We start from the raw sequence: 20,171 nt of genomic DNA on the forward strand, positions 1-20,171 counted from the left end.
AATACTCCTTTGTATTCCTTAGTGTTTGCCGGTGCTGCCGAAGCCGCCCGCGCCGCGCTCGCTGCTGTCGAACTCTTCAACCACGTTGAAGCCGACCTGCAGGACGGGAACGATCACGAGTTGCGCCAGGCGCTCCATGGGGTTTAGGACAAACTCGGTCTGGCCGCGGTTCCATGTGGAGACCATCAACTGACCTTGGTAATCGGAGTCGATCAGACCGACCAGGTTGCCCAGCACGATGCCGTGCTTGTGGCCCAGGCCGCTGCGCGGCAGGATGATCGCTGCATAGCCGGGATCGGCAACGTGGATCGCCAGGCCGGTCGGGATCAGATGCGTGGTTCCCGGTGCGATCGTCAGCGGCGCGTCCAGGCAGGCGCGCAGGTCCAGTCCGGCGCTGCCGGCGGTGGCGTAGGCGGGCAGTTGGTCTTTCATGCGCGGGTCGAGGATTTTGACGTCGATAGTTTTCATGAGAACAAAAGTCGTTAAGTTAAAAGTCAGTACGGAATCAGTGTGTGCCTGATGTCGACAAGCGATGCGCGATCTCGCGCACCAGTTGCCGCGCCAGCGTCTGCTTGTCGGCACGCGGCAGGCTGGTGTGGCCCTTGTCGTCGAACAGCGTCAGCGCGTTTTCATCCTTGCCGAACGTCTGATGGCCGATGTTGCCGACCAGCAGGGGGATATTCTTTTTCACGCGCTTGGCGGCGCCGTATTGTTCGAGGTTTTCGGACTCGGCCGCAAAGCCCACGCAGTACGGACGCTTGGGCAAAGCCGCGACGTTGGCGAGAATGTCGGGATTCTGTTCGAAGGACAATTGCAGGCTGTCGTCGTCCGCGTTCTTCTTGATCTTCTGGTTGCTGACATTGGCGACGCGCCAGTCGGCCACCGCCGCCACCGCGATGAAAACGTCCTGGCCCGTGACATTGGCGAACACCGCGTCATGCATCTGCTGCGCTGTCTGCACATCGATACGACGCACGCCGTAAGGCGCGTCCAACGCCGTCGGGCCGGACACCAGCACGACTTCGGCGCCGGCTTCCCGCGCGGCGCGCGCAAGGGCGTAACCCATCTTGCCGGACGACAGATTGGTGATGCCGCGCACCGGGTCGATCGGCTCGAAAGTCGGTCCGGCAGTCAGCAGCACGCGGCGGCCGGCCAGCAACTTCGGCTGGAACGCTGCGATGATTTCTTCCAGCAGTTGCTCCGGTTCCAGCATGCGGCCGTAGCCGACCTCGCCGCAAGCCTGGTCGCCCGAATCGGGGCCGAGCAGCTTGATGCCGTCCTGCTGTACTTGCGCGATGTTGCGTTGGGTTGCCGGGTTCTGCCACATTTCGACGTTCATCGCCGGGGCAATCATCAGCGGCACGCCATGCGGACGCGCCACGCACAGCGTCGACAGCAGGTCATCGCACGCGCCGTGCGCCAGTTTGAAAATGAAATCGGTGGAGCAGGGCACGATCACGATGGCGTCGATGCCGCGCGTCAGATCGATGTGCGGCATGTTGTTCTCGATGCGCGCATCCCATTGATCGGTGTAGACCGTGTTGCCGGTCAGCGCCTGCATGGTGACGGTCGTGATGAACTGCGTTGCCGCCTGCGTCATGACGACCTGCACCGAAGCGCCGGCCTTGCCCAGGCCGCGCGCGAGCTCGGCGGCCTTGTAGCAGGCCACGCCGCCGGTCAGGCCGAGAAGGATTTTTTTGCCAGCGAGATCCATTGCCTTACTCCTTATAGAACTCATTCACGAGGGCGTCAGTCATCAACGCAGCCTTGCCGACTGTCATCTATTTGCCGACGCGGCGCAATTCATCCAGCACGAACAATACCGCACCTACGCAGATCGCACTATCGGCGATATTGAACGCCGGCCAGTGCCAGCTGCCGACGAAGACGTCGAGGAAGTCGATCACGTGACCGTACACGATGCGATCGATCACATTGCCGATGGCGCCGCCCAGGATCAGCGCCAGCGCCCAGCAGAACATGCGCTGGCCGGCATGCTTGCGCAGCAGGTAGATGATGTAGATCGCCGCGCCGATGCCGATGGCGGTGAACAGATGGCGTTGCCAGCCCGACTCGGCCGCGAGGAAGCTGAACGCCGCCCCTTTGTTATAGACCAGCACCAGGTTGAAGAAGCCGGTGACCGGACGCGATTCGCCGTAGTGGAACAGCTTGAGGATCGTGATCTTGGACAACTGATCCAGCAGCAGCACGATCAGCGAGATACCCAGCCATGGCAGCAGACTGTTGTTATTGCTGGAGCTGGGCATGAGGCGTTTTTTATTGGAAGCCATGGATGATGGATGTCGATGATGTCAGAGAAGGATATTCGGAAACGGATATTCTGCAACAGCGCCGGCACGCGCTATCGGTGAATGCTCGCGTGCCGGTCTGCTTGATACTTGATGATGCTTAAGCGAAGTGGCGGGTTTCGCCGCTGCCGAACAGATTGGCCACGCAACGGCCGCACAGGCCTTCGTGCTCGGCATGCGAGCCGACATCGGCGCGGTAGTGCCAGCAGCGCTCGCACTTCTGGTTGGCCGATGGTGTAACCACGATCGCTTCATCGGCTTCCGCGGCCACCGCAGTAACCTTGGCCGCCGAGGTGATCAGCACGAACTTCAGGTCGTCGCCCAGGCTTTGCAGCAGGGCTACCTTGTCGCCGCTGACCTTGAGTTCGACTTCCGCCTGCAGCGACGAACCGATGTTGCCGGCGATGCGGACTTCTTCCAGTTGCTTGGTCACCGCCGCGCGCACTTCGTGCAGCACGTTGAACTTCGCGACCAGCGCCTCGGCTTGCGCCACTTCCGGCAGCGTGTAATAGGTCTGCGAGAAAATGGTTTCGCTGCTGTCGGCAAACGCTTCCTTGCCGGCGAAGAAGCTCCAGGCTTCTTCCGCCGTGAACGACAGCGTCGGCGCCATCAGGCGCAGCAGCGCCTGGGTGATGTGCCAGATCGCGGTCTGCGCCGAACGGCGCGCGTGCGAATCGACGCCGCTGGTGTACAAGCGATCCTTGAGGATGTCGAGGTAGAAGCCGCCCAGGTCTTCCGAGCAATACATCTGCAGCTTGGAGACCACCGGATGGAACTCGTAAGTCTCGTAATGCGTCAGGATGTCTTTTTGCAGATTCGCCATGTTGGCGATCGCATAGCGGTCGATTTCCAGCATCTCGGCAACCGGCACGGCGTTCTTGGCCATGTCGAAATCGGCAGTGTTGGCCAGCAGGAAGCGCAGCGTGTTGCGGATGCGGCGATAGGCTTCGGTCACGCGCTTCAAGATTTCGTCGGAGATCGAGATCTCGCCGGAGTAATCGCTCGACGCCACCCACAGGCGCAGGATTTCCGCGCCCAGCGAGTCGGCCACCTTTTGTGGTTCGACGCCGTTCTTGAGCGACTTCGACATCTTGCGACCTTCGCCGTCGACCACGAAACCGTGGGTCAGCAGCGCCTTGTAAGGCGCGCGACCGTTCAGCATAGCCGAGGTCAGCAGCGACGAGTGGAACCAGCCGCGATGCTGGTCTGAACCTTCCAGGTACAGGTCGGCCGGGAATTGCAATTCTTGCTTGTGCGAACCGCGCAGCACGGTCTGATGGGTCGAGCCGGAGTCGAACCACACGTCCAGCGTATCCTTGTTCTTCAGGTACTGATCGGCCTCGTCGCCCAGCAATTCCTTGGGATCCAGCGTCTGCCATGCTTCGATGCCGCCTTGCTCGATGCGCTGGGCGATCTGCTCCAGCAGCTCAGGCGTGCGCGGATGCAGCAGGCCGGTTTCCTTGTGCACGAAGAAAGCCATCGGCACGCCCCATTGGCGTTGGCGCGACAGCGTCCAGTCGGGACGATTGGCGATCATGCCGTGCAGGCGCGCCTTGCCCCACGATGGGAAGAAAGCGGTGTCTTCGATGCCTTGCAGCGCGGTTTCGCGCAGGCTCTTGCCGCCGTCCTTCGGCGTGTTGTCCATGCTGGCGAACCATTGCGAAGTGGCGCGATAGATGATCGGCGTCTTGTGGCGCCAGCAGTGCATGTAGCTGTGATCGAACATCACCAGCTTGAACAGCGTACCGACTTCTTCCAGCTTGGCGCAGATCGGCTTGGAGGCCTCCCAGATCGTCAGGCCGGCAAACAGCGGCAACGATGAGGCATAGCGGCCATCGCCCATGACCGGGCTGATGATGTCGTCGTCCTTCATGCCATGCGCCTTGCACGAGATAAAGTCTTCGATGCCGTAGGCAGGCGCCGAGTGGACGATGCCGGTGCCGCTGTCGGCCGTCACATATTCACCGAGATAGATCGGCGACAGGCGGTCATAGCCCTTGTCGGCGGTCGCCAGCGGATGATGGAAGGCGATCAGCGACAGCGCTTCGCCCTTGGCGGTAGCGATGACCTTGCCTTCCAGGCCGAAGCGTTGCAGGCAGGATTCGACCAAGTCGTTGGCCAGGATCAGCAGCGTCGCTTCGCCATTGCGTTCGGTCTGCACCAGCGCGTAATCGAATTCAGGATGCACGTTCAGCGCCTGGTTGGACGGGATGGTCCATGGCGTGGTGGTCCAGATGACGATGTAGCCCTTGTCTGTCGGCAGCTTGGGCAGGCCGAAAGCCTTGGCGATCTTGTCGTGTTCCGCAAACGGGAAGCCGACGTCGATGGCCGGGTCGCGCTTGTCCTGGTATTCCACTTCCGCTTCCGCCAGCGCGGAGCCGCAGTCGAAACACCAGTTGACCGGCTTCAGGCCGCGATAGACGTAACCCTTCTCCAGAATCGTGCCGAGTGCGCGCAGCTCGTCGGCTTCGTTGGAGAAGTTCATGGTCTTGTATGGGTTGTCCCATTCGCCCAGCACGCCCAGGCGGATGAAATCCTTCTTCTGCAGCTCGATCTGTTCGTTGGCGTAAGCGCGCGCCTTGGCTTGCACTTCGGCCACCGGCAGGTTCTTGCCGTATTTCTTTTCGATCTGGATCTCGATCGGCATGCCGTGGCAATCCCAGCCCGGCACATATTGCGCGTCGAAGCCGGCCATGTTGCGGGCCTTGACGATCATGTCCTTCAGGATCTTGTTGACGGCGTGGCCCAGGTGGATCTCGCCGTTGGCATACGGCGGACCGTCATGCAGGATGAATTTCGGGCGGCCGGCCGAGGCCTGGCGGATGCGTTGATACAGTTTCTTGCTCTGCCATTCCTTGACCCATTGCGGTTCGCGCTTGGCGAGGTCGCCGCGCATCGGGAAAGCGGTCTCGGTCATGTTGACCGGATACTTGCTGACCGGCTTGCCTTCAGGTTTGCCCGGCTTGTTTGGCTTGGAGGATTCGTTGTTCGACATAAGTTGTTTTCGGTTAAATTCTGGAAATCGGTGACGGCTGCTGCGCCGGTTGATACGGTAAGAAGCGTCGCCGCAAATCACTGCCGGCGAGCGGGGCGGGCCAGCGTCAAATTCGGTCGGTGGCGGACACGGCGAAACTCGCCTGTTCCTTGAACCAGGCACGCGCCTGTTGCGCATCGCGCTCAATGGCTGCCGTCAATGTCGGCAGGTCGACGTATTTCTCTTCGTCGCGCAATTTCTTCAAGAATTCCACGCGCAGCAGCTTGCCGTAGCAATCGCCGCTGTAATCGAAGATATGCGTTTCCAGCAGCACGCGGCCGCTGTCGTCAACGGTCGGGCGCACGCCCAGGCTGGCCACCGCCGGCAAGGGGCGGTCGCCCAGTCCGTGCACCTGCACGATAAAGATCCCCGACAGCGCCGGACGCTTGTGGCCCACACGCATGTTCAGCGTCGGAAAGCCGATGGTGCGGCCGAGCTTCTTGCCGTGCACCACGTGGCCGGAAATCGCATACGCATGGCCCAGCAACTGGCGCGCATGCGGAAAATCCGCCTTCGCCAGCGCCGCGCGGATGGCCGACGACGAGATGCGCACGCCTTCGTTGTTCACGTTGGGCATGGTGTGCACTTCGAAGCCATACTGCTTGCCGGCGTCGATCAGGGTCTGGATGTTGCCGGCGCGGCGCGAGCCGAAGCAAAAGTCTTCGCCCACCAGCAGCCAGCGCACGTGCAGGCCCTGGATCAGGATCTTTTCGATGAAATCTTGCGGCGACAGGGCGGCGAAGTTGGCGTTGAAGTGTTCGACGATCACGCGGTCGACGCCGGCGTTGGACAGCGATTGCAGCTTGTCGCGCAGGTTGGCGATGCGTTGCGGGGCTTTTTCCGGGGCGCCGGCCAGTTGCGCGAAGAACTCGCGCGGATGCGGTTCGAACGTCATCACGGCGGCATCCAGGTTCAGGCGGGTTGCAGCTTCGCGCACCTGCGCCAGCAGCGCCTGGTGGCCACGGTGCACGCCGTCGAAGTTGCCGATCGTCAGCGCGCAGGGCGCACGCGATTCAGCATTGGGAAGTCCGCGAAATACCTTCATGGAAGAGGTTAAAAGTGATGCCGTTGCAAAAGCCTTCCATTATAAATGTTTTCGGAGGCTTACCCCTGATTTGGCGGCGAAACGGCGGGAAACAAGCGATGGCGATGCCTGTTCCGGGGCTGGACAGCGGCTATCGAGGCCGGTTTTCACCATCGGGTTGTCATATTGAAATTATTTCAATATGGAAATGTTGTCCGGCATTAATGCCGTCTTCCGCATCTCTGGGCATAATGTCGGCATCAGGCAGACGTCTGCCGCCATCCATCACGACACCAGGGAAACAGCCATGCAGATAGAAGTGGACGACCTTTCGCGCCCCGCCATCCACGCCTTGCTCGAAGAACACCTGCGCAACATGCGCGAGATTTCTCCTCCCGAAAGCGTGCACGCGCTCGATCTCGACAAGCTGCGCAGTCCGGACATCACGTTCTGGACGATTTGGGAGGATGCGCAACTGATCGGTTGCGGCGCGCTCAAGGAGCTTGATCGCTTGCACGGCGAAATCAAATCCATGCGCACGCCTGAGGCGCTGCGTCGCAAAGGCGCGGGCCGGGCGATGCTGGCGCATATTCTCGGGCAGGCCAGGGCGCGCGGCTATGAACGTCTCAGCCTGGAGACCGGATCGTTCGATGCCTTCAAACCGGCCCGGCAATTGTATGAGAGTGTGGGCTTCGTCTACTGTGGTCCGTTCGGGACTTACGGTGAAGATCCGAACAGCATGTTCATGACCCTGCGTCTCTGAGCCTCTCGCAGGGGACGCAGTAACTACGTTTGCGTCTGTACTTGCTCCTGGCGCGCTTCGGCCAGCATCCAGATGGTGATCTTGCGCACTTCCAGTTTGCTCTGCGTGATATGGGCGCGCAGCAGGATCTGCGCTTCGGTGGCCTTGCGTTTGGCGATCAGCTTGAGGATCTTGCCGTGTTCTTCGTAAGTCGCCAGCACGCGGTTCTTCTTCAGGAAGTCGAGCCGGCGCACGATGCGGATCTTTTCGGTCACTTCGGTATGGATGCGCGTCATCTCTTCGTTGCCGGCGGCGGCCACCAGGTTGGTGTGAAAGCTCTCGTCCAGTTCCGCCACCTTGACGGCTTCGCTTTCGCGTTCTTCTTCCGGCACCAGCCAGACCGAATTCAACGCCAGCAGACCCGGGGAGGGATCGGGGTTCTGGCAGAGGCGTTCCAGCGCCGCCATTTCCAGCACGATGCGCAGGTCGTAGAGATTGTCTAGACGGTCGAAATCGATCGGCCGCACCTTCCAGCCGCGGCGGAAACCGACATCCAGATAGCCTTCGCGCTGCATCCGGAACAGGGCGTCGCGCAACGGCGTGCGCGAGACGCCGTAGGAAAGCGCCATCTCGGTTTCCGTGAAGTTGTCGCCCGGCAGCAGGCGGAAATTGAAGATGTCTTCCTTGAGCCGGTTGTAAACCTGTTCAGCAAGCGGATTTGCAGCAGTTACGGTCATGGCGGAACGTCATCAATACAAAAGGAAAATCGGATTTATCGGCGTCAGGTCGGTACAGCGTCATTGCATCAGGCTGACATGTGCGGCGACGATACGCCAGCCGGCTTCCATGCGCACCCAGGTTTGCATCTGGCGGCCGATTTTATCCGAGTCGTCGGCAGTAAACTCTGTACTGACAGTAGCATAGTCGCTGCCGAAGGTCGTGACTACCGTGCGATGCAGCGTGCGCGAGGGATGCACCGGCGCGCAGGTCTGGCGGTACTGGCGGATAGCCTCGCCGCCCAGCAGGATCTCGGCCACGCCATAGCGTACCGTCTGCGGGTCGTACCAGAACCAGCGGTCCAGCGCGGGCACGTCGTGGATCAGCAGGGCGTGTTCGTAATCGGCAAAGGCTTGTGCGACTTCTTCTACGATGTGCGGCAGATTGACTTGCGGACTCATGATACGGATTCTCCGGCGGTGACTTTGAATGAAGCTTGCAGCGTGGCCAGGGGCGCTCTCCAGCCGACGATGCCGCCCTGGGCGGTCAGCATGGCCAGCGTGGCCTGATGGAACACGGGAAAGTAGCTGGCGCAGGCGTCTTCCACGATCAGGCATTCGTAGCCGCGGTCGTTGGCTTCGCGCATCGAGGTCTGGACGCAGACTTCGGTCGTGACGCCGGCAAACAGCAGGTGCGTGATGTCGCGCGCCTGCAATTGCGCGTGCAGGTCGGTGGCGTAGAACGCGCCCTTGCCGGGTTTGTCGATGACCAGCTCGCCGTCTTGCGGCGCCAGCAGCGGCAGGATCTGGTTGCCCGGTTCGCCGCGCACCAGGATGCGTCCCATCGGCCCTTCGTCGCCGATGCCCAGCGCGGGATTGCCGCGCTTGCGTTTGGCCGGCGGACAATCCGACAGATCGGGCAGATGCGATTCGCGCGTGTGGACAATGAACATGTTGTGTTGACGCGCCAGCGCCAGCAGTTTCGCCACCGTCGGCACGATGGTCGTCAGCGGCCGCACGTCGTTGCCGAGCACGCTGCCGAAGCCGCCTTCCTCGACGAAATCGCGCTGCATGTCGATCACCACCAGCGCCGTGTGGCGGCGGTCGAATTGATAGGGATAGGGAATGGCGTCGACGGTAATCATGCAGTCTCCGGTTGCGTCTCAGGCGTTATCGATGGATGTTCGTGTTGGCCGTGTCCGGCCATCCAGCGTCCCAGTTCGGCGCGGTCGGCGCCGGCGGCATCGGTCGCGTGCACGATGGCGCCGTCGGTCATCACCAGGATGCGATCCGACAGCTCCAGCAATTCGTCAAGGTCTTCGCTGACCAGCAGGATTGCCGTACCCAAGGCGCGCGCTTGCAACAGGCGCGCATGGATGTCGGCCACCGAAGCGAAGTCCAGGCCGAACACCGGATTGGCGACGATCAGCACGTTCACCGCATCTTCCTGCCGTGTCGAGTCGCCCAGCTCGCGCGCCAGCACGGCGCGTTGCACGTTGCCGCCCGAGAGCGTGCCGATGGCGCGTTCCGGCAGCGGCGGCTTGACGTTGAAGGCGGCGATCAATGCCTGCGCTTGCTTGCGCATGGCGGCGCGATTGACGCTCCAGCGCAGCCAGCCGCTGCGGCGGAATGGCGCCACGTCGAAATTGCGCAATGCCATATTCTCGGCGACGTTCATGCCGGCGATGCAGGCGTTGCGCAGCGGTTCTTCCGGCAGCGCAAAGACTTTGCGTTCGCGCATTTCGGTGCGGCTGGCCTGATAGTCGGCGCCGTTGATCTGCACTTCGCCGGACAGGCGGCGACGCTGGCCGAGCAGAGCTTCCACCAGTTCTTTCTGGCCGTTGCCGGAGATGCCGGCCAGGCCGACTATCTCGCCGCGCTTCACTTGCAGCGACAGCGTATTGACGGCGGTGACGCCGCGATCATTGAGCACCAGCAGGGAATCCACCTTCAGCCCGACCGGCGCGTCTGCCGGAACGGGAGGGCGCGCGACGGTTTCTTTTTCGACCCGCGCCTGTCCCATCATCCAGTGGGCCAGTTCGGCGGGGCTGGTGTCGGCCACTGCCGCGCTGCCGACCAGGCGTCCCTTGCGCAGCACCGTGACGTCGTCGGCGTAGGCGGTGACTTCGTGGAACTTGTGCGTGATCATCAGCACCGTCAGTTCTTCGCGGCGCGTCAGGTCGCGCATCAGGCCGAGCACTTCGTCGGCTTCCTGCGGCGTCAGCACCGAGGTCGGTTCGTCGAGGATCAGCAGGCGGCGGCGCAGGTAGAGTTGCTTGAGAATTTCGAGTTTCTGTTTTTCGCCGGCGGACAGGCTGCTGATGAGACGGTCGAGATCGAGCCGGAACGGCATCGCCGCCATGAATTCTTCCAGCGCCTGGCGTTCCAGATTCCAGTGGATACGCCAGCGCACGAGGCCGCGCGCCAGCAGCAGGTTCTCCGCCACGGAAAGGCTGGGCGCCAGCGTGAAGTGCTGATACACCATGCCGATGCCCAGCGTATTGGGCACGCGCGGGCCGCGGATTTCCACCTCGCGGCGGTCGGCCTGGATGATGCCCTGGTCGAGCGGGCTGTAGCCGACCAAGCCTTTCACCAAAGTACTTTTTCCTGCGCCGTTTTCGCCCAGCAGCGCATGGATGGTACCGGCCTTGATCTTGATCGAGACCTCGTCCAGCGCGCGGAACTCGCCGAAGGATTTGCCGGCGCCGATGACTTCCAGCTCGAGCGCATGCATGCTTATTTTCCTATCGCTTGCAGCAGTGAAGACGAATCCGACACCGCGCCGAACACGCCGCCCTGCATCTTGATCATCGACAGCGCCGCCAAGTGGTTGTTGTGATCGGTGGCGCCGCAGCAGTCGGCCAGCATCACGCATTCGAAACCGCGGTCGTTGGCTTCGCGCATGGTGGTGTGGACGCAGACGTCGGTAGTGATGCCGGTCAGGATCAGGTTGCGGATGCCGCGCGTGTGCAGCACCAGTTCCAGATCGGTGGCGCAGAACGAGCCCTTGCCGGGTTTGTCGATGATGATTTCGCCGGGCAGCGGTGCCAGTTCAGGAATGATTTCCCAGCCAGCTTCGCCGCGCACCAGGATCTTGCCGCACGGACCATCGTCGCCGATGCCGACGCCGTTGGTGCCGATCTGGCGCGAACGCCAGCGCTTGTTGGCGGGCAGATCGGACAAGTCGGGACGATGGCCTTCGCGGGTGTGGATGATGGTGTAGCCGCCGGCGCGCATGGCGCTCAGTACGCTTTTGATCGGCGCGATCGGCGCGCGCGTGAGCGAGAGGTCGTAGCCCATCTTGTCGACGTAGCCGCCGATGCCGCAGAAGTCGGTCTGCATGTCGATGATGACCAGCGCGGTATTGCCCGGCGTCAGCGCGCCGTCGTAGGGCCACATATAGGGTTCGGCCTGGATGAACAATTCGGACATGTCGGTTTCTCCTGATTTATCTGGTAAGACTGAGTTCGCCCGGCGCGCTGGACAGCGTGCGGTCGGGACGGCAGGTAAGGATCATGATCAGCAAGGTCAGCGCATACGGCGCGGCGTTGAACAGGTAGTAGCCGGAAGTCACGCCCACCGCTTGCAAGGCTGGGCCGAGTGCGCCGGCCGCACCGAACAGCAGCGCGGCCAACAGGCAGCGCAGCGGCTGCCAGCGCGCAAAAATCACCAGCGCCACCGCCATCAGGCCTTGTCCGCTGGACAGGCCTTCGTTCCAGCTGCCGGGGTAATACAGCGAAAGATAAGCGCCGCCCACCGCCGCCAGAAAACCGCCGCAGGCTGTTGCGATGATGCGCGTCAGATTGATGCGATAGCCGAGGGCGCGCGCGGTTTCGGCATGGTCGCCGACCAGGCGCAGCGCCAGCCCCCAGCTGGTGCTCGACAGGCCCCATTGCAGCGCCGCCGCCAGCAGCACGCCGATCAGGAACAGCGCATTGATCTCCAGCGCGTGATGCAGATGCGGATTGCTGCTCCAGCTGCCGAGATCGATCGATGGCAGCATCGTCGCCTGCGGCTGGATGAAGGGTTTGCCGAGGAAGAAGGCGAGGCCGGTGCCGAGCAGCATCAGCGCGATGCCGAAGGCGATGTCGTTGACGCGCGGCAGCGAGCACACCAGCCCGTGCAAGGCGCCGAGCAGCATGCCGGACGCGCCCGCTGCCAGCACGCCCAGCCAAGCCGAACCGGTGAAGAACGACACCGCGTAGCCGGTCATCGCGCCGCACACGAGGATGCCTTCCAGGCCGAGATTCACGCGGCCGCCTTTTTCGGTCAGGCATTCGCCCAGACTGACAAAGAGGAAGGGCGTGCCGACCCGGATCGCGCCGGCAAACAGGGCCAGCAGCAGCGTGGTGAAATCGAAATCAGACATGGCTGGTCTCCGCGACGGTGGCCGGCAAGGGTTGTGCCTGTTGCTGCCAGCGCGTCTTCAGTGCGCCGAGACGGCCGGTGATGGCTTCCCACGCCAGCAGGTTGCAGAACAGCAGTCCCTGCAACACCAGCGTGGTGGCGTCAGGCAGGTCGAGCCGGCGTTGCAGCAGGCTGCCGCTGGCTTCGACGCCGCCGATGACGACCGCGCAGACGATGATGGCAAGCGGATTCTGGCGCGCCGCAAAGGCCACCAGAATGCCGCTGAATCCGTAGCCGGCCAGCAGCGCGCTGTTGGCGCTGCCATGCACGGCGGTGACTTCAAACATGCCGGCCAGGCCCGCCGCCGCGCCGCCCATTGCGCAGGCGATGACGACCAGTCGATTGACCGGCAGGCCGACCAGGCGTGCGGTACGGCCGTTGCCGCCGGCAATCGCCATGGCAAAACCGGTCACGCTATGGCGCAGGAATATCCATGCCGTCACACAAGCCAGCGCACCCCACACCAATCCCCAATGTACGTCGAGTCCTGGCAAAGGATTGATCAGATAGGCGTCCGGCAGTGGCACTGTGGAAGGTTTGTTGAGGCTGGCCGGATCGCGCAGCGGACCTTCCACCAGATGTTTGAATAATGCGACTGCAATGTAGGAAAGCAGCAGGCTGGAAATCGTTTCGTTGACGCCGCGCCATTGACGCAAGGCGCCGCACAGCGCGATCCAGAGTCCGCCGGCGATCATCGCGACGACAGCCATGGCCGGCAGCATGATCCACGGCGACAGCGCCGGCAGGAAAGAAGGGAGTATGGCGGCAAATAAACCACCCATGGCCAGCGCGCCTTCGCCGCCGATGACGATCAGGCCGACGCGCGCCGGCAACGCCACGCACAGTGCGGTCAACAGCAAAGGGGCGGCGCGTTGCAGGGTGTTTTGCCAGGCGAACATCGAGCCGAATGCGCCCTGAAAAATCAACTGGCAAGCCTCAAGGGCGGGCTTGCCTTGCACCAGAAGAAACAACACGAACAGCAACAGTGCGCCGGCCAGCGCGCACAGCGTCGGCAAGACCGGCGCCAGCACGACGGCGACACGGGCCTTGAGCCTTAAGAGGGATGCACTGTTTTCCGCGCGGTCGTGTGTGGTCATGATCGATGAACAATGAGTGGCGAGAAAATCGGCGGTGGACAGGGCGCGTGTAGTTTGTGTCTTGCGTACGTTGGAGCGGCGTGTCCCCGTCGCTCCAACCTCCCTGCGCCCCGGCCTTACATAGCACTAAGCAGTTTTCATACCTGGCCGACGACGCCCGCCACCAGATAGTTCATCTTCTCCAGCGCGACATCGGTCTGCACCTGCGTCGTGCCGGCCGGGATCACGACCGCGCCCTTGTTGTCTTTGATCGGACCCTTGAAGATCTGGAACTTACCGGACAGCATTTGCGCCTTCACATCGTCGGCTTTCTTCTTGGCCGCAGCGCTGACGTTGGTTCCGTATGGCGACATCTTGACGAAGTTGTCCTTCAGGCCGCCGCGCAGGAAGTTGACCATCGGCTTGCCTTCGACGGTGGCTTTGACGATTTCGGTGTACGGCGTGGCCCAGTTCCACTCCGCGCCGGTGAGGTAGCCCTTGGGTGCGAGCGCGGCCTGGCTGGCGTGGTAGCCGCAGGTCATGATGCCGCGCTTCTCGGCGGTTTCGACGATGACCTTGGGGCCGTCGACGTGACAGGTGATGACGTCGCAACCCTGGTCGATCAGGCTGTTGGCGGCTTCAGCTTCCTTGACCGGCAGCGACCAGTCGCCGGTGAAGATCACGTGCGTGGTGATGGCCGGATCGACCGATTGCGCGCCCAGTGTAAAGGCGTTGATGTTGCGCAGCACCTGCGGGATCGGCTTGGCGGCGATGAAGGCCAGCTTCTTGGATTTGCTCATGTAGCCGGCGACCACGCCGGACAGGTATTCGCACTCTTCGATGTAGCCGAAGAAGCTGCCGACGTTCAGCGGATGCTTGCCGGCGGTCCACAGGCCGCCGCAGTGGGCGATGCGCACCTTGGGATATTTCTCCGCGACTTTCAGCACATGCGGATCGAAGTAGCCGAACGAAGTCGGGAAGATCAGCGACGCGCCGTCCTGCTGGATCATGGCTTCCATGGTCTTTTGCACGGCCACGGTTTCCGGCACTTTCTCTTCTTCGATGACCTTGATGCCTGGCATTTTCTTGATGATGGCGGCAGCCTGCGCATGCGACTGGTTGTAGCCGAAATCGTCGCGCGCGCCGACGTAGATGAAGCCCACCGTCAACGGTGCGGCAGCCAGCAGGTCCAACGGAAATGCTGCGCCCAGTGCAGCGGCGCCGGTCAGTTTGAGAAAGTCACGACGGTTGTTCATCTTTGGCTCCAGTCAGGGAAACGTTGGTGGTGTTGTTGGCAAAGTAGTGTTCAAAAAATCGTGCTGCAAATCATTTGGGCGGCTGCGCCGTGGCTTCGCGCCGGACTTCGGTCTGGAAAATCTCCAGGCTCATCTTCTTGGCGTCGATGAAGCGCGGCTGCGTCAGCGTCTCCACGGTGCGCGGACGGGCATCGTCGTAATGCAGGATGTGTGCCACCTTGGTCGGGCGCTTGGTCAGCAGCAGGATCTCGTCGGCGAGGTAGACGGCTTCTTCCAGGTCGTGCGACACCAGCATCATGGTGGTGCCGGTCTGCATGAAGACTTCCTGCAGCTTTTCGCGGATGAACAGCGTCATCTCGAAGTCGAGCGCGGAGAACGGTTCGTCCAGGAACAGCACCTCCGGCCCCGGCGCCAGCGCGCGCATGATGGAGGCGGTCTGCTGCTGGCCGCCGGACATTTCGTACGGATAGCGATTGAGGTCGAACTTGACGTCGAAGGAGGCGACCAGTTCTTCCACGCGGCGGTTGATCTCGACCTTGGATTTGCCTTCCAGCTTGAGCGGATAGGCAATGTTGTCGATGGTGCGCAGCCACGGGAACATCGCTTCGCGGTAGTTCTGGAAGACGTAGCCGATCTTGGTGTCGGCCAGCGATTTGCCGTCGAACAGGATCTGGCCCGCGTCGATAGGAATCAGGCCGGCGATCATGTTGATCAGCGTCGACTTGCCGCAGCCGTTGGGGCCGAACACCGAGACGATTTTCCCCTTGGGGATGTCGAGATTGAAATCCTCGTACAGGGGCCAGCCGGCGAAATATTTGGTCAGGCCGCGGATCGTGATGTGCGTGCCCGGCGGGCCGGGAACGAAAGGGACGACCGGCTCTTCGTACTTCAGTTTTGGGGAAATGACGACGCTCATCTTCCGCTCCAGTGGACGATACGTTTTTCGATCACGATGAACACCACGTTCAGGGCATAGCCGAGCGCGCCGGCGGCCAGGATGGCGGCATACATTTCGCGGACATTCAAGACTTGCTGGGCGTCGATGATCTTGTGGCCGAGTCCGTTTTCGGAGCCGATGAACATCTCGGCCACGATCACGATCACCAGCGCCATCGACACCGCGCTGCGCAGGCCGACGAAGGTCGGTTGCAGGCTTTCCCACAGCAGCACGTCCTTGAAGATCTGCCAGCGCGATGCACCCATGACCTTGGCTGCCATGACGCGCTGCTTGCGGGCATTGAGCACGCCGTAAGCGCTGTTGAACAAGACGATCAACAGCGCGCCGAAGGCGGCGATGGCGACCTTGTTGATGTCCGACACGCCGAAGATCAGCAGGAACAACGGGATCAGCGCCGACGACGGTGTCGAGCGGAAAAAGTCGATCAGGAACTCCACACTGCGATAAGCGCGCTCGTTGCTGCCCAGCAGAACGCCGAGCGGCACGCCGACCACTGCGGCGATGAGAAAGGCTTCCAGCGTGCGCATCACCGTCACCAGAAAATCCGTCAGCAGCGGCCCGCCGGCCAGGCCGTTGACCAGCGTGATCAGGGTGGCCCCGGGTGTCGGCAGCAGGATTGCCTTGATCCAGCCGGCGCGCACCACCAGATCCCAGATGATGAACAAGGCGATCGGGCCGACGATGGGCAGCAGCTTGCCGAAGGCTGGCGGCGTGCGGCGTTTCTTGATGACGGGCGCTGTTTTGATTTCAGCAGCAGGAGCGGCTGCGGTGTCCGGCTTAGGGGCACTATTGGCGCCGTCAGCAGCAATGACGGCAGTAGCGGAGTCAGCCATGATCAACCCTTGTAAAGAAGTGAATCCACCATCACGCGCGAGGCGAAGATGCCCTTGTCGACGAACAGGTCGTAGAACTTCTGGAAGTAGGCGACGTCGCTGGCCTTGAACTCGTTGTAGAGCATGTAGGAAGCCAGCGGCACTTCATTGGTGAGCGAGCCTTCGATGGCGGTGTAGCCCTTGAGATAAGGACGCGCCTTTTCCGGCGTCTTGCGGATCAGTTCGATGCCGCGGGTGTAGGCGGCGATGTATTTTTTGGTTTCCGCCGGATGCTTCTTGATGAATTCAGTGGTCAGCGCCGCCGCGCCGCCGTGCCACGGCGCGTTCGGATTGCCGAGGATGTACTTGGCGATGACGCCGGCTTCCAGCACACGGGTGGTGTTGTTCATGCGGCCGACGGTGCCGGTCGGCTCCAGCGTGTAGACGGCATCGACCTGGCCGGCCGCGAGTGCGGCGACGTGCTGGCCGATCGGCAGTTCGGTGACGGTGGCGCCGGTGGCGCCCGCGCGTTCGAGCACGGTCTTGGCCAGCGTGACGTTCTGGATGCCGGGGCCGGAAGCGACTTTCTTGCCTTTGAGTTCGGCGATCGATTTGATGGTGCTGTCTTTCGGCACCAGGAACTCGTCGAGCACGTATTGTGCATTGCTCGGGTTGGTGGCGAAGATCTTGAACAGACCCGGCTGGGCGATTTCGCCGATGGCCAGATTGCCGGCGCCGGTGCCGTTGGCCGAACCGTCGGCACGACCTGACAGCATGGCTTCCATCACTTGCTGCGCGCCGGCGAATTTGATCGGCTGCACGTCGAGACCGGCTTCCTTGAAATAGCCCGCTTCGACTGCCGCATAGAAAGGCAGGCCGGCGGCGACGGGCCAGTAGCCGATGCGGATAGGCACGCTCTGTGCACGCAGGATGGCAGGCGCGCCGCCCAGCGCCAGCGTGGTCGCGACCGTGCCGGCGGCGCCGAGGAAACGGCGGCGCGGTGTAGATTTAACCCCTGATTCAACCTGCGTTGTCTGCATGATGGGAGTGTTCGTCGTGTCCGGGTGTACTGTCTTTTTCATGCTGGCTCCGTAAGGTGGGGGCGGAAATAAATTTGAAAGCTTGATCAGATTTTTGCGGCGAGATAAGCGGTCCAGCCGCCGTAGCCGGTGATGTCGCGTGCATTGTCGAGCGCGGCCGGTTCGCAGATGAAGCCCTTGACGCTGCTTCCGTCTGCCAACTCCATGGTGCCGATGCCGAGCGGCGCCGGAATCGCAGCGACGAAGCTGCCGAAATTGCGCAGCGGCATTTCCCAGACTTCAGTGATGATGGCGGCGCCGTCATCACCATTGCTGCCATTGGTGCGCACCAATCCCGGTTTCGCCGGTGTGGTGTTGGCGAGCGCGTAGAGACGGTAGTGTTTGCTGGTGATGGTGCTGGCATGCAGGCGCGCGCCGGCTTCCAGCAATTGCCAGTTCAGCGGCTGGCCGCTCAGGTGCGCGCCGACCACGCCGACCTTGACGGTCGCTTCGTTGAAGGGCAGTGGCGCGGCGGCGACGGCGTCGGCTTGCGCTGCGCCGCCCAGCAGTTGCTGGAACTGCGCGCCGGCTTCCGCCAGCAAGTGGTCGGAACCGGCCGGGCCGATCAGCGTGATCCCTGCCGGCAGGCCGTCCTTGCGCCACACGGCGGGAATCGCCAGCGCGGCCATGTCCATCAGGTTGACGAAATTGGTGTAGTAGCCGAGCTGGGAATTGCGCACGATGGGATCGGCTTCCACTGCGGCGATGGTCGGCATGGTGGTGGTGGTCGGGACCAGCAGCAGGTCGGTGTGCTGCAGCAGGGTTTCGGCTTCGCGGCGCAGCTCGGCCAGGCGGTATTGGCCGTTGAAGGCGTCGACCGCGTCGAACTTGTCGGACTGCTCGGTGATCTCCCTGACCACCGGATGGATCGCTTCTTTATGAGCGTCGAAGAAGTCGCCCAGCGCGGCGCGGCGTTCCGCCACCCATGGGCCCTGATACAGCAATTGCGCGGCGTCGGTGAAGGCGTCGAAGGGGATGCGCGTGATGCTGACGCCGGGCATGGCGGCGATCTTTTCCAGCGCCTGTTCGTAGGCCAGCCGGGCGTTGTCGTCGCCATAGAATTCCGGCTTTTGCGGCACGGCGATGCGATAGCCGCGGCGCTTCACGCCGAGCATCACCGGGCTGCGCGAATAGGCGTCGCCGGCATCGAATCCGGCCGCGCTTTGCAGCACGCGCCAGGCGTCGGCGACGTCGTGCGCGAAGATGGAGATGCAGTCCAGCGTGCGGCAGGCCGGGAACATGCCGCTGGCGCTGAGCAGGCCGCGCGTCGGTTTCAGGCCGACCAGATTGTTGAAGGCTGCCGGCACGCGGCCGGAGCCCGCGGTGTCGGTGCCGAGCGAGAACAGCACCTGTCCCAGGGCGACCGCCACGGCCGAGCCGGAGCTGGAACCGCCCGAGACATATTCCGGCCGCAGCGAGTTGCGCACGGCGCCATACGGCGAGCGTACGCCGACCAGGCCGGTGGCGAACTGGTCCAGATTGGTCTTGCCGACCAGCAGTGCGCCGGCCTGTTGCAGTCGCGCGACCACGGTGGCGCTGACTTGCGGCACGTGGCTGAATTCCGGGCAGGCGGCGGTGGTCGGCATGTCGGCGACGTCGATGTTGTCTTTCACCGCGAACGGGATGCCGAACAGCGGCAGCGATTCGAACACCGCCTCGCCCTTGATCTGCAACATCAGATCGAGCGCGGCGGCCTGTTGCTTGAGCGTCTTGGCCGGTACGCGGCTGATCCAGACTTCGCCGCGGTCGGCGTGTTCTATTTGCGTGAGCAAGTCGCCAATCAGCTTGCCTGGAGTGAGGCTGCCGGTGCGGTACGAAGCCAGTACGTCGGCGATCGTCCGTTGCGGGGATTGGGCGGAATTTTGGCGGAGAGTATTTGCTGACATGTTTATATTCATTCTTGAATACAAGATGAAAAACATTAAGCAGGTACCGTGCCAGAAGTGTTTTCAGGGTGTTCAAATCGCCTGGAATCGAAACGAGAAATGCCCGGAAAGCAATATGGAGGCTAGTTTGGCGGCGGTGCGCCGATGGTGGAAGAGCGCGGGGCGAACAGCGAGGTTTGGTGAAGAAGGTGAGGGCGGTGATCCGAACTGGCGCAGCTTGTTAGGCCAAACTGGTGCCTGCACCAGATTTCGGTGCAGGCGTTTGTGGGATCACCTCAGATTACTTGTTTATGAGCAAGTAATCGCATGAGGACTCAGGCAGACTTGCCGCCGAGAAAACCGCCCAGCAGATTGCCGATTTCCGAACCGAGGTTGCCGCCGACGGATTCCGGCACCTGTCCGCCAGGCGTCAGGTGATCGACCAGGCCGGGAAGGATTTGCGCCAGATGGCCGGCGATGTCGCCTTGCGGAATCCCGGTGGCCTGCGCCAGGCCGCTTAATTGATCGTCGCCCAGCGCCTGCGACACCTGGTCGCCGGAGACCGGCTGGTTCTGGCCGGTGCCGATCCAGGAGTCGACTATCTGGCCGAGGCCTGCGTTTTGCAGCGTGCCGAGCAAGCCGCCCAGGCCGCCCAGCCCTGCCAGCGCGCCGGAGCCGCCGGACTGATTGTTATTGTTGGCGAGCATGCTCAGCACCGCCTGAATCAATGCTGCCTTGGGATCGGCGGGGGCGCCGGAGGCATTGCCTGCATTGTTGTTGAGTGCGCCAAGTACGCTGTCGAGTAAGCCCATGAAATTCTCCAGAATCAAAGTGATGAGGGATACGTTGCGGCACGCCCGTAGGCGGATGGCCGAAACGACGATGCAACAAGC

19 protein-coding genes are annotated in these 20,171 nt (G+C 62.4%); 1 reads left to right on the top strand and 18 read right to left on the bottom strand.

Annotation, left to right across the window (positions count from 1 at the left end; all coding sequences use genetic code 11):
• Positions 1 to 18: 18 nt before the first annotated feature.
• From dut to AKL25_RS00545, 5 genes are all read right to left on the bottom strand, one after another.
• Entirely contained in the window at positions 19 to 468 is a 450-nt protein-coding gene (gene dut, locus AKL25_RS00525) for a dUTP diphosphatase (protein WP_050475703.1), read from the bottom strand.
• Between the two features lie 37 nt (positions 469 to 505).
• Positions 506 to 1,714, bottom strand: a complete 1,209-nt coding sequence (gene coaBC, locus AKL25_RS00530) for a bifunctional phosphopantothenoylcysteine decarboxylase/phosphopantothenate--cysteine ligase CoaBC (protein ID WP_050475704.1) — start codon at positions 1,712 to 1,714, stop codon at positions 506 to 508.
• Positions 1,715 to 1,781: 67 nt separating this feature from the next.
• The gene (gene lspA, locus AKL25_RS00535) at positions 1,782 to 2,291 is read right to left on the bottom strand and encodes a signal peptidase II (RefSeq protein ID WP_050475705.1); all 510 of its coding nucleotides are present in this window, start codon (positions 2,289 to 2,291) and stop codon (positions 1,782 to 1,784) included.
• Positions 2,292 to 2,409: 118 nt separating this feature from the next.
• Positions 2,410 to 5,304, bottom strand: coding sequence for an isoleucine--tRNA ligase (gene ileS / locus AKL25_RS00540; RefSeq protein ID WP_050475706.1), 2,895 nt, complete (start codon positions 5,302 to 5,304; stop codon positions 2,410 to 2,412).
• A 106-nt stretch (positions 5,305 to 5,410) separates the two neighbouring features.
• On the bottom strand, positions 5,411 to 6,388 hold the full coding sequence (locus AKL25_RS00545) for a bifunctional riboflavin kinase/FAD synthetase (protein ID WP_050475707.1): 978 nt from the start codon (positions 6,386 to 6,388) through the stop codon (positions 5,411 to 5,413).
• A gap of 286 nt (positions 6,389 to 6,674) precedes the next feature.
• On the opposite strand from AKL25_RS00545, the gene AKL25_RS00550 reads away from it, so the two are divergent.
• Positions 6,675 to 7,130, top strand: coding sequence for a GNAT family N-acetyltransferase (locus AKL25_RS00550; RefSeq protein WP_050476084.1), 456 nt, complete (start codon positions 6,675 to 6,677; stop codon positions 7,128 to 7,130).
• Positions 7,131 to 7,153: 23 nt separating this feature from the next.
• On the opposite strand, the gene AKL25_RS00555 is transcribed toward AKL25_RS00550, so the two are convergent.
• From AKL25_RS00555 to AKL25_RS00620, 13 genes are all read right to left on the bottom strand, one after another.
• Positions 7,154 to 7,846 carry a GntR family transcriptional regulator gene (locus tag AKL25_RS00555; protein WP_050475708.1) on the bottom strand — a complete coding sequence of 231 codons (693 nt, stop codon included), beginning with the start codon at positions 7,844 to 7,846 and terminating at the stop codon, positions 7,154 to 7,156.
• Between the two features lie 60 nt (positions 7,847 to 7,906).
• Positions 7,907 to 8,287, bottom strand: a complete 381-nt coding sequence (hpxZ, locus tag AKL25_RS00560) for an oxalurate catabolism protein HpxZ (RefSeq protein ID WP_050475709.1) — start codon at positions 8,285 to 8,287, stop codon at positions 7,907 to 7,909.
• Positions 8,284 to 8,970 (bottom strand): cysteine hydrolase family protein, encoded by a 687-nt coding sequence (locus tag AKL25_RS00565; RefSeq protein WP_050475710.1) that lies wholly within the window; start codon positions 8,968 to 8,970, stop codon positions 8,284 to 8,286. Before AKL25_RS00565 ends, hpxZ begins: the two co-directional genes overlap by 4 nt.
• Complete coding sequence (locus tag AKL25_RS00570; RefSeq protein WP_050475711.1) at positions 8,967 to 10,559, bottom strand: ABC transporter ATP-binding protein; 1,593 nt, start codon at positions 10,557 to 10,559, stop codon at positions 8,967 to 8,969. The genes AKL25_RS00565 and AKL25_RS00570 overlap by 4 nt, the downstream gene beginning before the upstream one ends.
• A 2-nt stretch (positions 10,560 to 10,561) precedes the next feature.
• Entirely contained in the window at positions 10,562 to 11,257 is a 696-nt protein-coding gene (gene biuH, locus AKL25_RS00575; protein ID WP_050475712.1) for a biuret amidohydrolase, read from the bottom strand.
• A gap of 16 nt (positions 11,258 to 11,273) precedes the next feature.
• On the bottom strand, positions 11,274 to 12,194 hold the full coding sequence (locus AKL25_RS00580) for an ABC transporter permease (RefSeq protein WP_050475713.1): 921 nt from the start codon (positions 12,192 to 12,194) through the stop codon (positions 11,274 to 11,276).
• Positions 12,187 to 13,329 carry an ABC transporter permease gene (locus AKL25_RS00585; protein WP_050475714.1) on the bottom strand — a complete coding sequence of 381 codons (1,143 nt, stop codon included), beginning with the start codon at positions 13,327 to 13,329 and terminating at the stop codon, positions 12,187 to 12,189. The genes AKL25_RS00580 and AKL25_RS00585 overlap by 8 nt, the downstream gene beginning before the upstream one ends.
• A 137-nt stretch (positions 13,330 to 13,466) precedes the next feature.
• Positions 13,467 to 14,564, bottom strand: coding sequence for a BMP family ABC transporter substrate-binding protein (locus tag AKL25_RS00590; RefSeq protein WP_050475715.1), 1,098 nt, complete (start codon positions 14,562 to 14,564; stop codon positions 13,467 to 13,469).
• A gap of 70 nt (positions 14,565 to 14,634) precedes the next feature.
• Complete coding sequence (locus tag AKL25_RS00595) at positions 14,635 to 15,480, bottom strand: ABC transporter ATP-binding protein (RefSeq protein WP_050475716.1); 846 nt, start codon at positions 15,478 to 15,480, stop codon at positions 14,635 to 14,637.
• Positions 15,477 to 16,355 carry an ABC transporter permease gene (locus AKL25_RS00600; RefSeq protein WP_157050403.1) on the bottom strand — a complete coding sequence of 293 codons (879 nt, stop codon included), beginning with the start codon at positions 16,353 to 16,355 and terminating at the stop codon, positions 15,477 to 15,479. The genes AKL25_RS00595 and AKL25_RS00600 overlap by 4 nt, the downstream gene beginning before the upstream one ends.
• Before the next feature lie 2 nt (positions 16,356 to 16,357).
• A complete protein-coding gene (locus tag AKL25_RS00605) occupies positions 16,358 to 17,374 on the bottom strand; it encodes an ABC transporter substrate-binding protein (protein ID WP_050476086.1) in 1,017 nt (338 codons plus the stop codon).
• A gap of 86 nt (positions 17,375 to 17,460) precedes the next feature.
• On the bottom strand, positions 17,461 to 19,299 hold the full coding sequence (gene atzF, locus AKL25_RS00610) for an allophanate hydrolase (RefSeq protein ID WP_050475717.1): 1,839 nt from the start codon (positions 19,297 to 19,299) through the stop codon (positions 17,461 to 17,463).
• Between the two features lie 314 nt (positions 19,300 to 19,613).
• Positions 19,614 to 20,090 carry a YidB family protein gene (locus AKL25_RS00620; protein WP_050475719.1) on the bottom strand — a complete coding sequence of 159 codons (477 nt, stop codon included), beginning with the start codon at positions 20,088 to 20,090 and terminating at the stop codon, positions 19,614 to 19,616.
• Positions 20,091 to 20,171: the final 81 nt, after the last annotated feature.

It is taken from the genome of Herbaspirillum rhizosphaerae (assembly GCF_001189965.1).
GTDB lineage: Bacteria > Pseudomonadota > Gammaproteobacteria > Burkholderiales > Burkholderiaceae_D > Herbaspirillum > Herbaspirillum rhizosphaerae.

What these genes read in the sequence shown, in the direction of transcription:
- dut (WP_050475703.1), bottom strand. Translation starts at nt 468, where the DNA reads ATGAAAACTATCGACGTCAAAATCCTCGACCCGCGCATGAAAGACCAA.
- coaBC (WP_050475704.1), bottom strand. Translation starts at nt 1,714, where the DNA reads ATGGATCTCGCTGGCAAAAAAATCCTTCTCGGCCTGACCGGCGGCGTG.
- lspA (WP_050475705.1), bottom strand. Translation starts at nt 2,291, where the DNA reads ATGGCTTCCAATAAAAAACGCCTCATGCCCAGCTCCAGCAATAACAAC.
- ileS (WP_050475706.1), bottom strand. Translation starts at nt 5,304, where the DNA reads ATGTCGAACAACGAATCCTCCAAGCCAAACAAGCCGGGCAAACCTGAA.
- AKL25_RS00545 (WP_050475707.1), bottom strand. Translation starts at nt 6,388, where the DNA reads ATGAAGGTATTTCGCGGACTTCCCAATGCTGAATCGCGTGCGCCCTGC.
- AKL25_RS00550 (WP_050476084.1), top strand. Translation starts at nt 6,675, where the DNA reads ATGCAGATAGAAGTGGACGACCTTTCGCGCCCCGCCATCCACGCCTTG.
- AKL25_RS00555 (WP_050475708.1), bottom strand. Translation starts at nt 7,846, where the DNA reads ATGACCGTAACTGCTGCAAATCCGCTTGCTGAACAGGTTTACAACCGG.
- hpxZ (WP_050475709.1), bottom strand. Translation starts at nt 8,287, where the DNA reads ATGAGTCCGCAAGTCAATCTGCCGCACATCGTAGAAGAAGTCGCACAA.
- AKL25_RS00565 (WP_050475710.1), bottom strand. Translation starts at nt 8,970, where the DNA reads ATGATTACCGTCGACGCCATTCCCTATCCCTATCAATTCGACCGCCGC.
- AKL25_RS00570 (WP_050475711.1), bottom strand. Translation starts at nt 10,559, where the DNA reads ATGCATGCGCTCGAGCTGGAAGTCATCGGCGCCGGCAAATCCTTCGGC.
- biuH (WP_050475712.1), bottom strand. Translation starts at nt 11,257, where the DNA reads ATGTCCGAATTGTTCATCCAGGCCGAACCCTATATGTGGCCCTACGAC.
- AKL25_RS00580 (WP_050475713.1), bottom strand. Translation starts at nt 12,194, where the DNA reads ATGTCTGATTTCGATTTCACCACGCTGCTGCTGGCCCTGTTTGCCGGC.
- AKL25_RS00585 (WP_050475714.1), bottom strand. Translation starts at nt 13,329, where the DNA reads ATGACCACACACGACCGCGCGGAAAACAGTGCATCCCTCTTAAGGCTC.
- AKL25_RS00590 (WP_050475715.1), bottom strand. Translation starts at nt 14,564, where the DNA reads ATGAACAACCGTCGTGACTTTCTCAAACTGACCGGCGCCGCTGCACTG.
- AKL25_RS00595 (WP_050475716.1), bottom strand. Translation starts at nt 15,480, where the DNA reads ATGAGCGTCGTCATTTCCCCAAAACTGAAGTACGAAGAGCCGGTCGTC.
- AKL25_RS00600 (WP_157050403.1), bottom strand. Translation starts at nt 16,355, where the DNA reads ATGGCTGACTCCGCTACTGCCGTCATTGCTGCTGACGGCGCCAATAGT.
- AKL25_RS00605 (WP_050476086.1), bottom strand. Translation starts at nt 17,374, where the DNA reads ATGCAGACAACGCAGGTTGAATCAGGGGTTAAATCTACACCGCGCCGC.
- atzF (WP_050475717.1), bottom strand. Translation starts at nt 19,299, where the DNA reads ATGTCAGCAAATACTCTCCGCCAAAATTCCGCCCAATCCCCGCAACGG.
- AKL25_RS00620 (WP_050475719.1), bottom strand. Translation starts at nt 20,090, where the DNA reads ATGGGCTTACTCGACAGCGTACTTGGCGCACTCAACAACAATGCAGGC.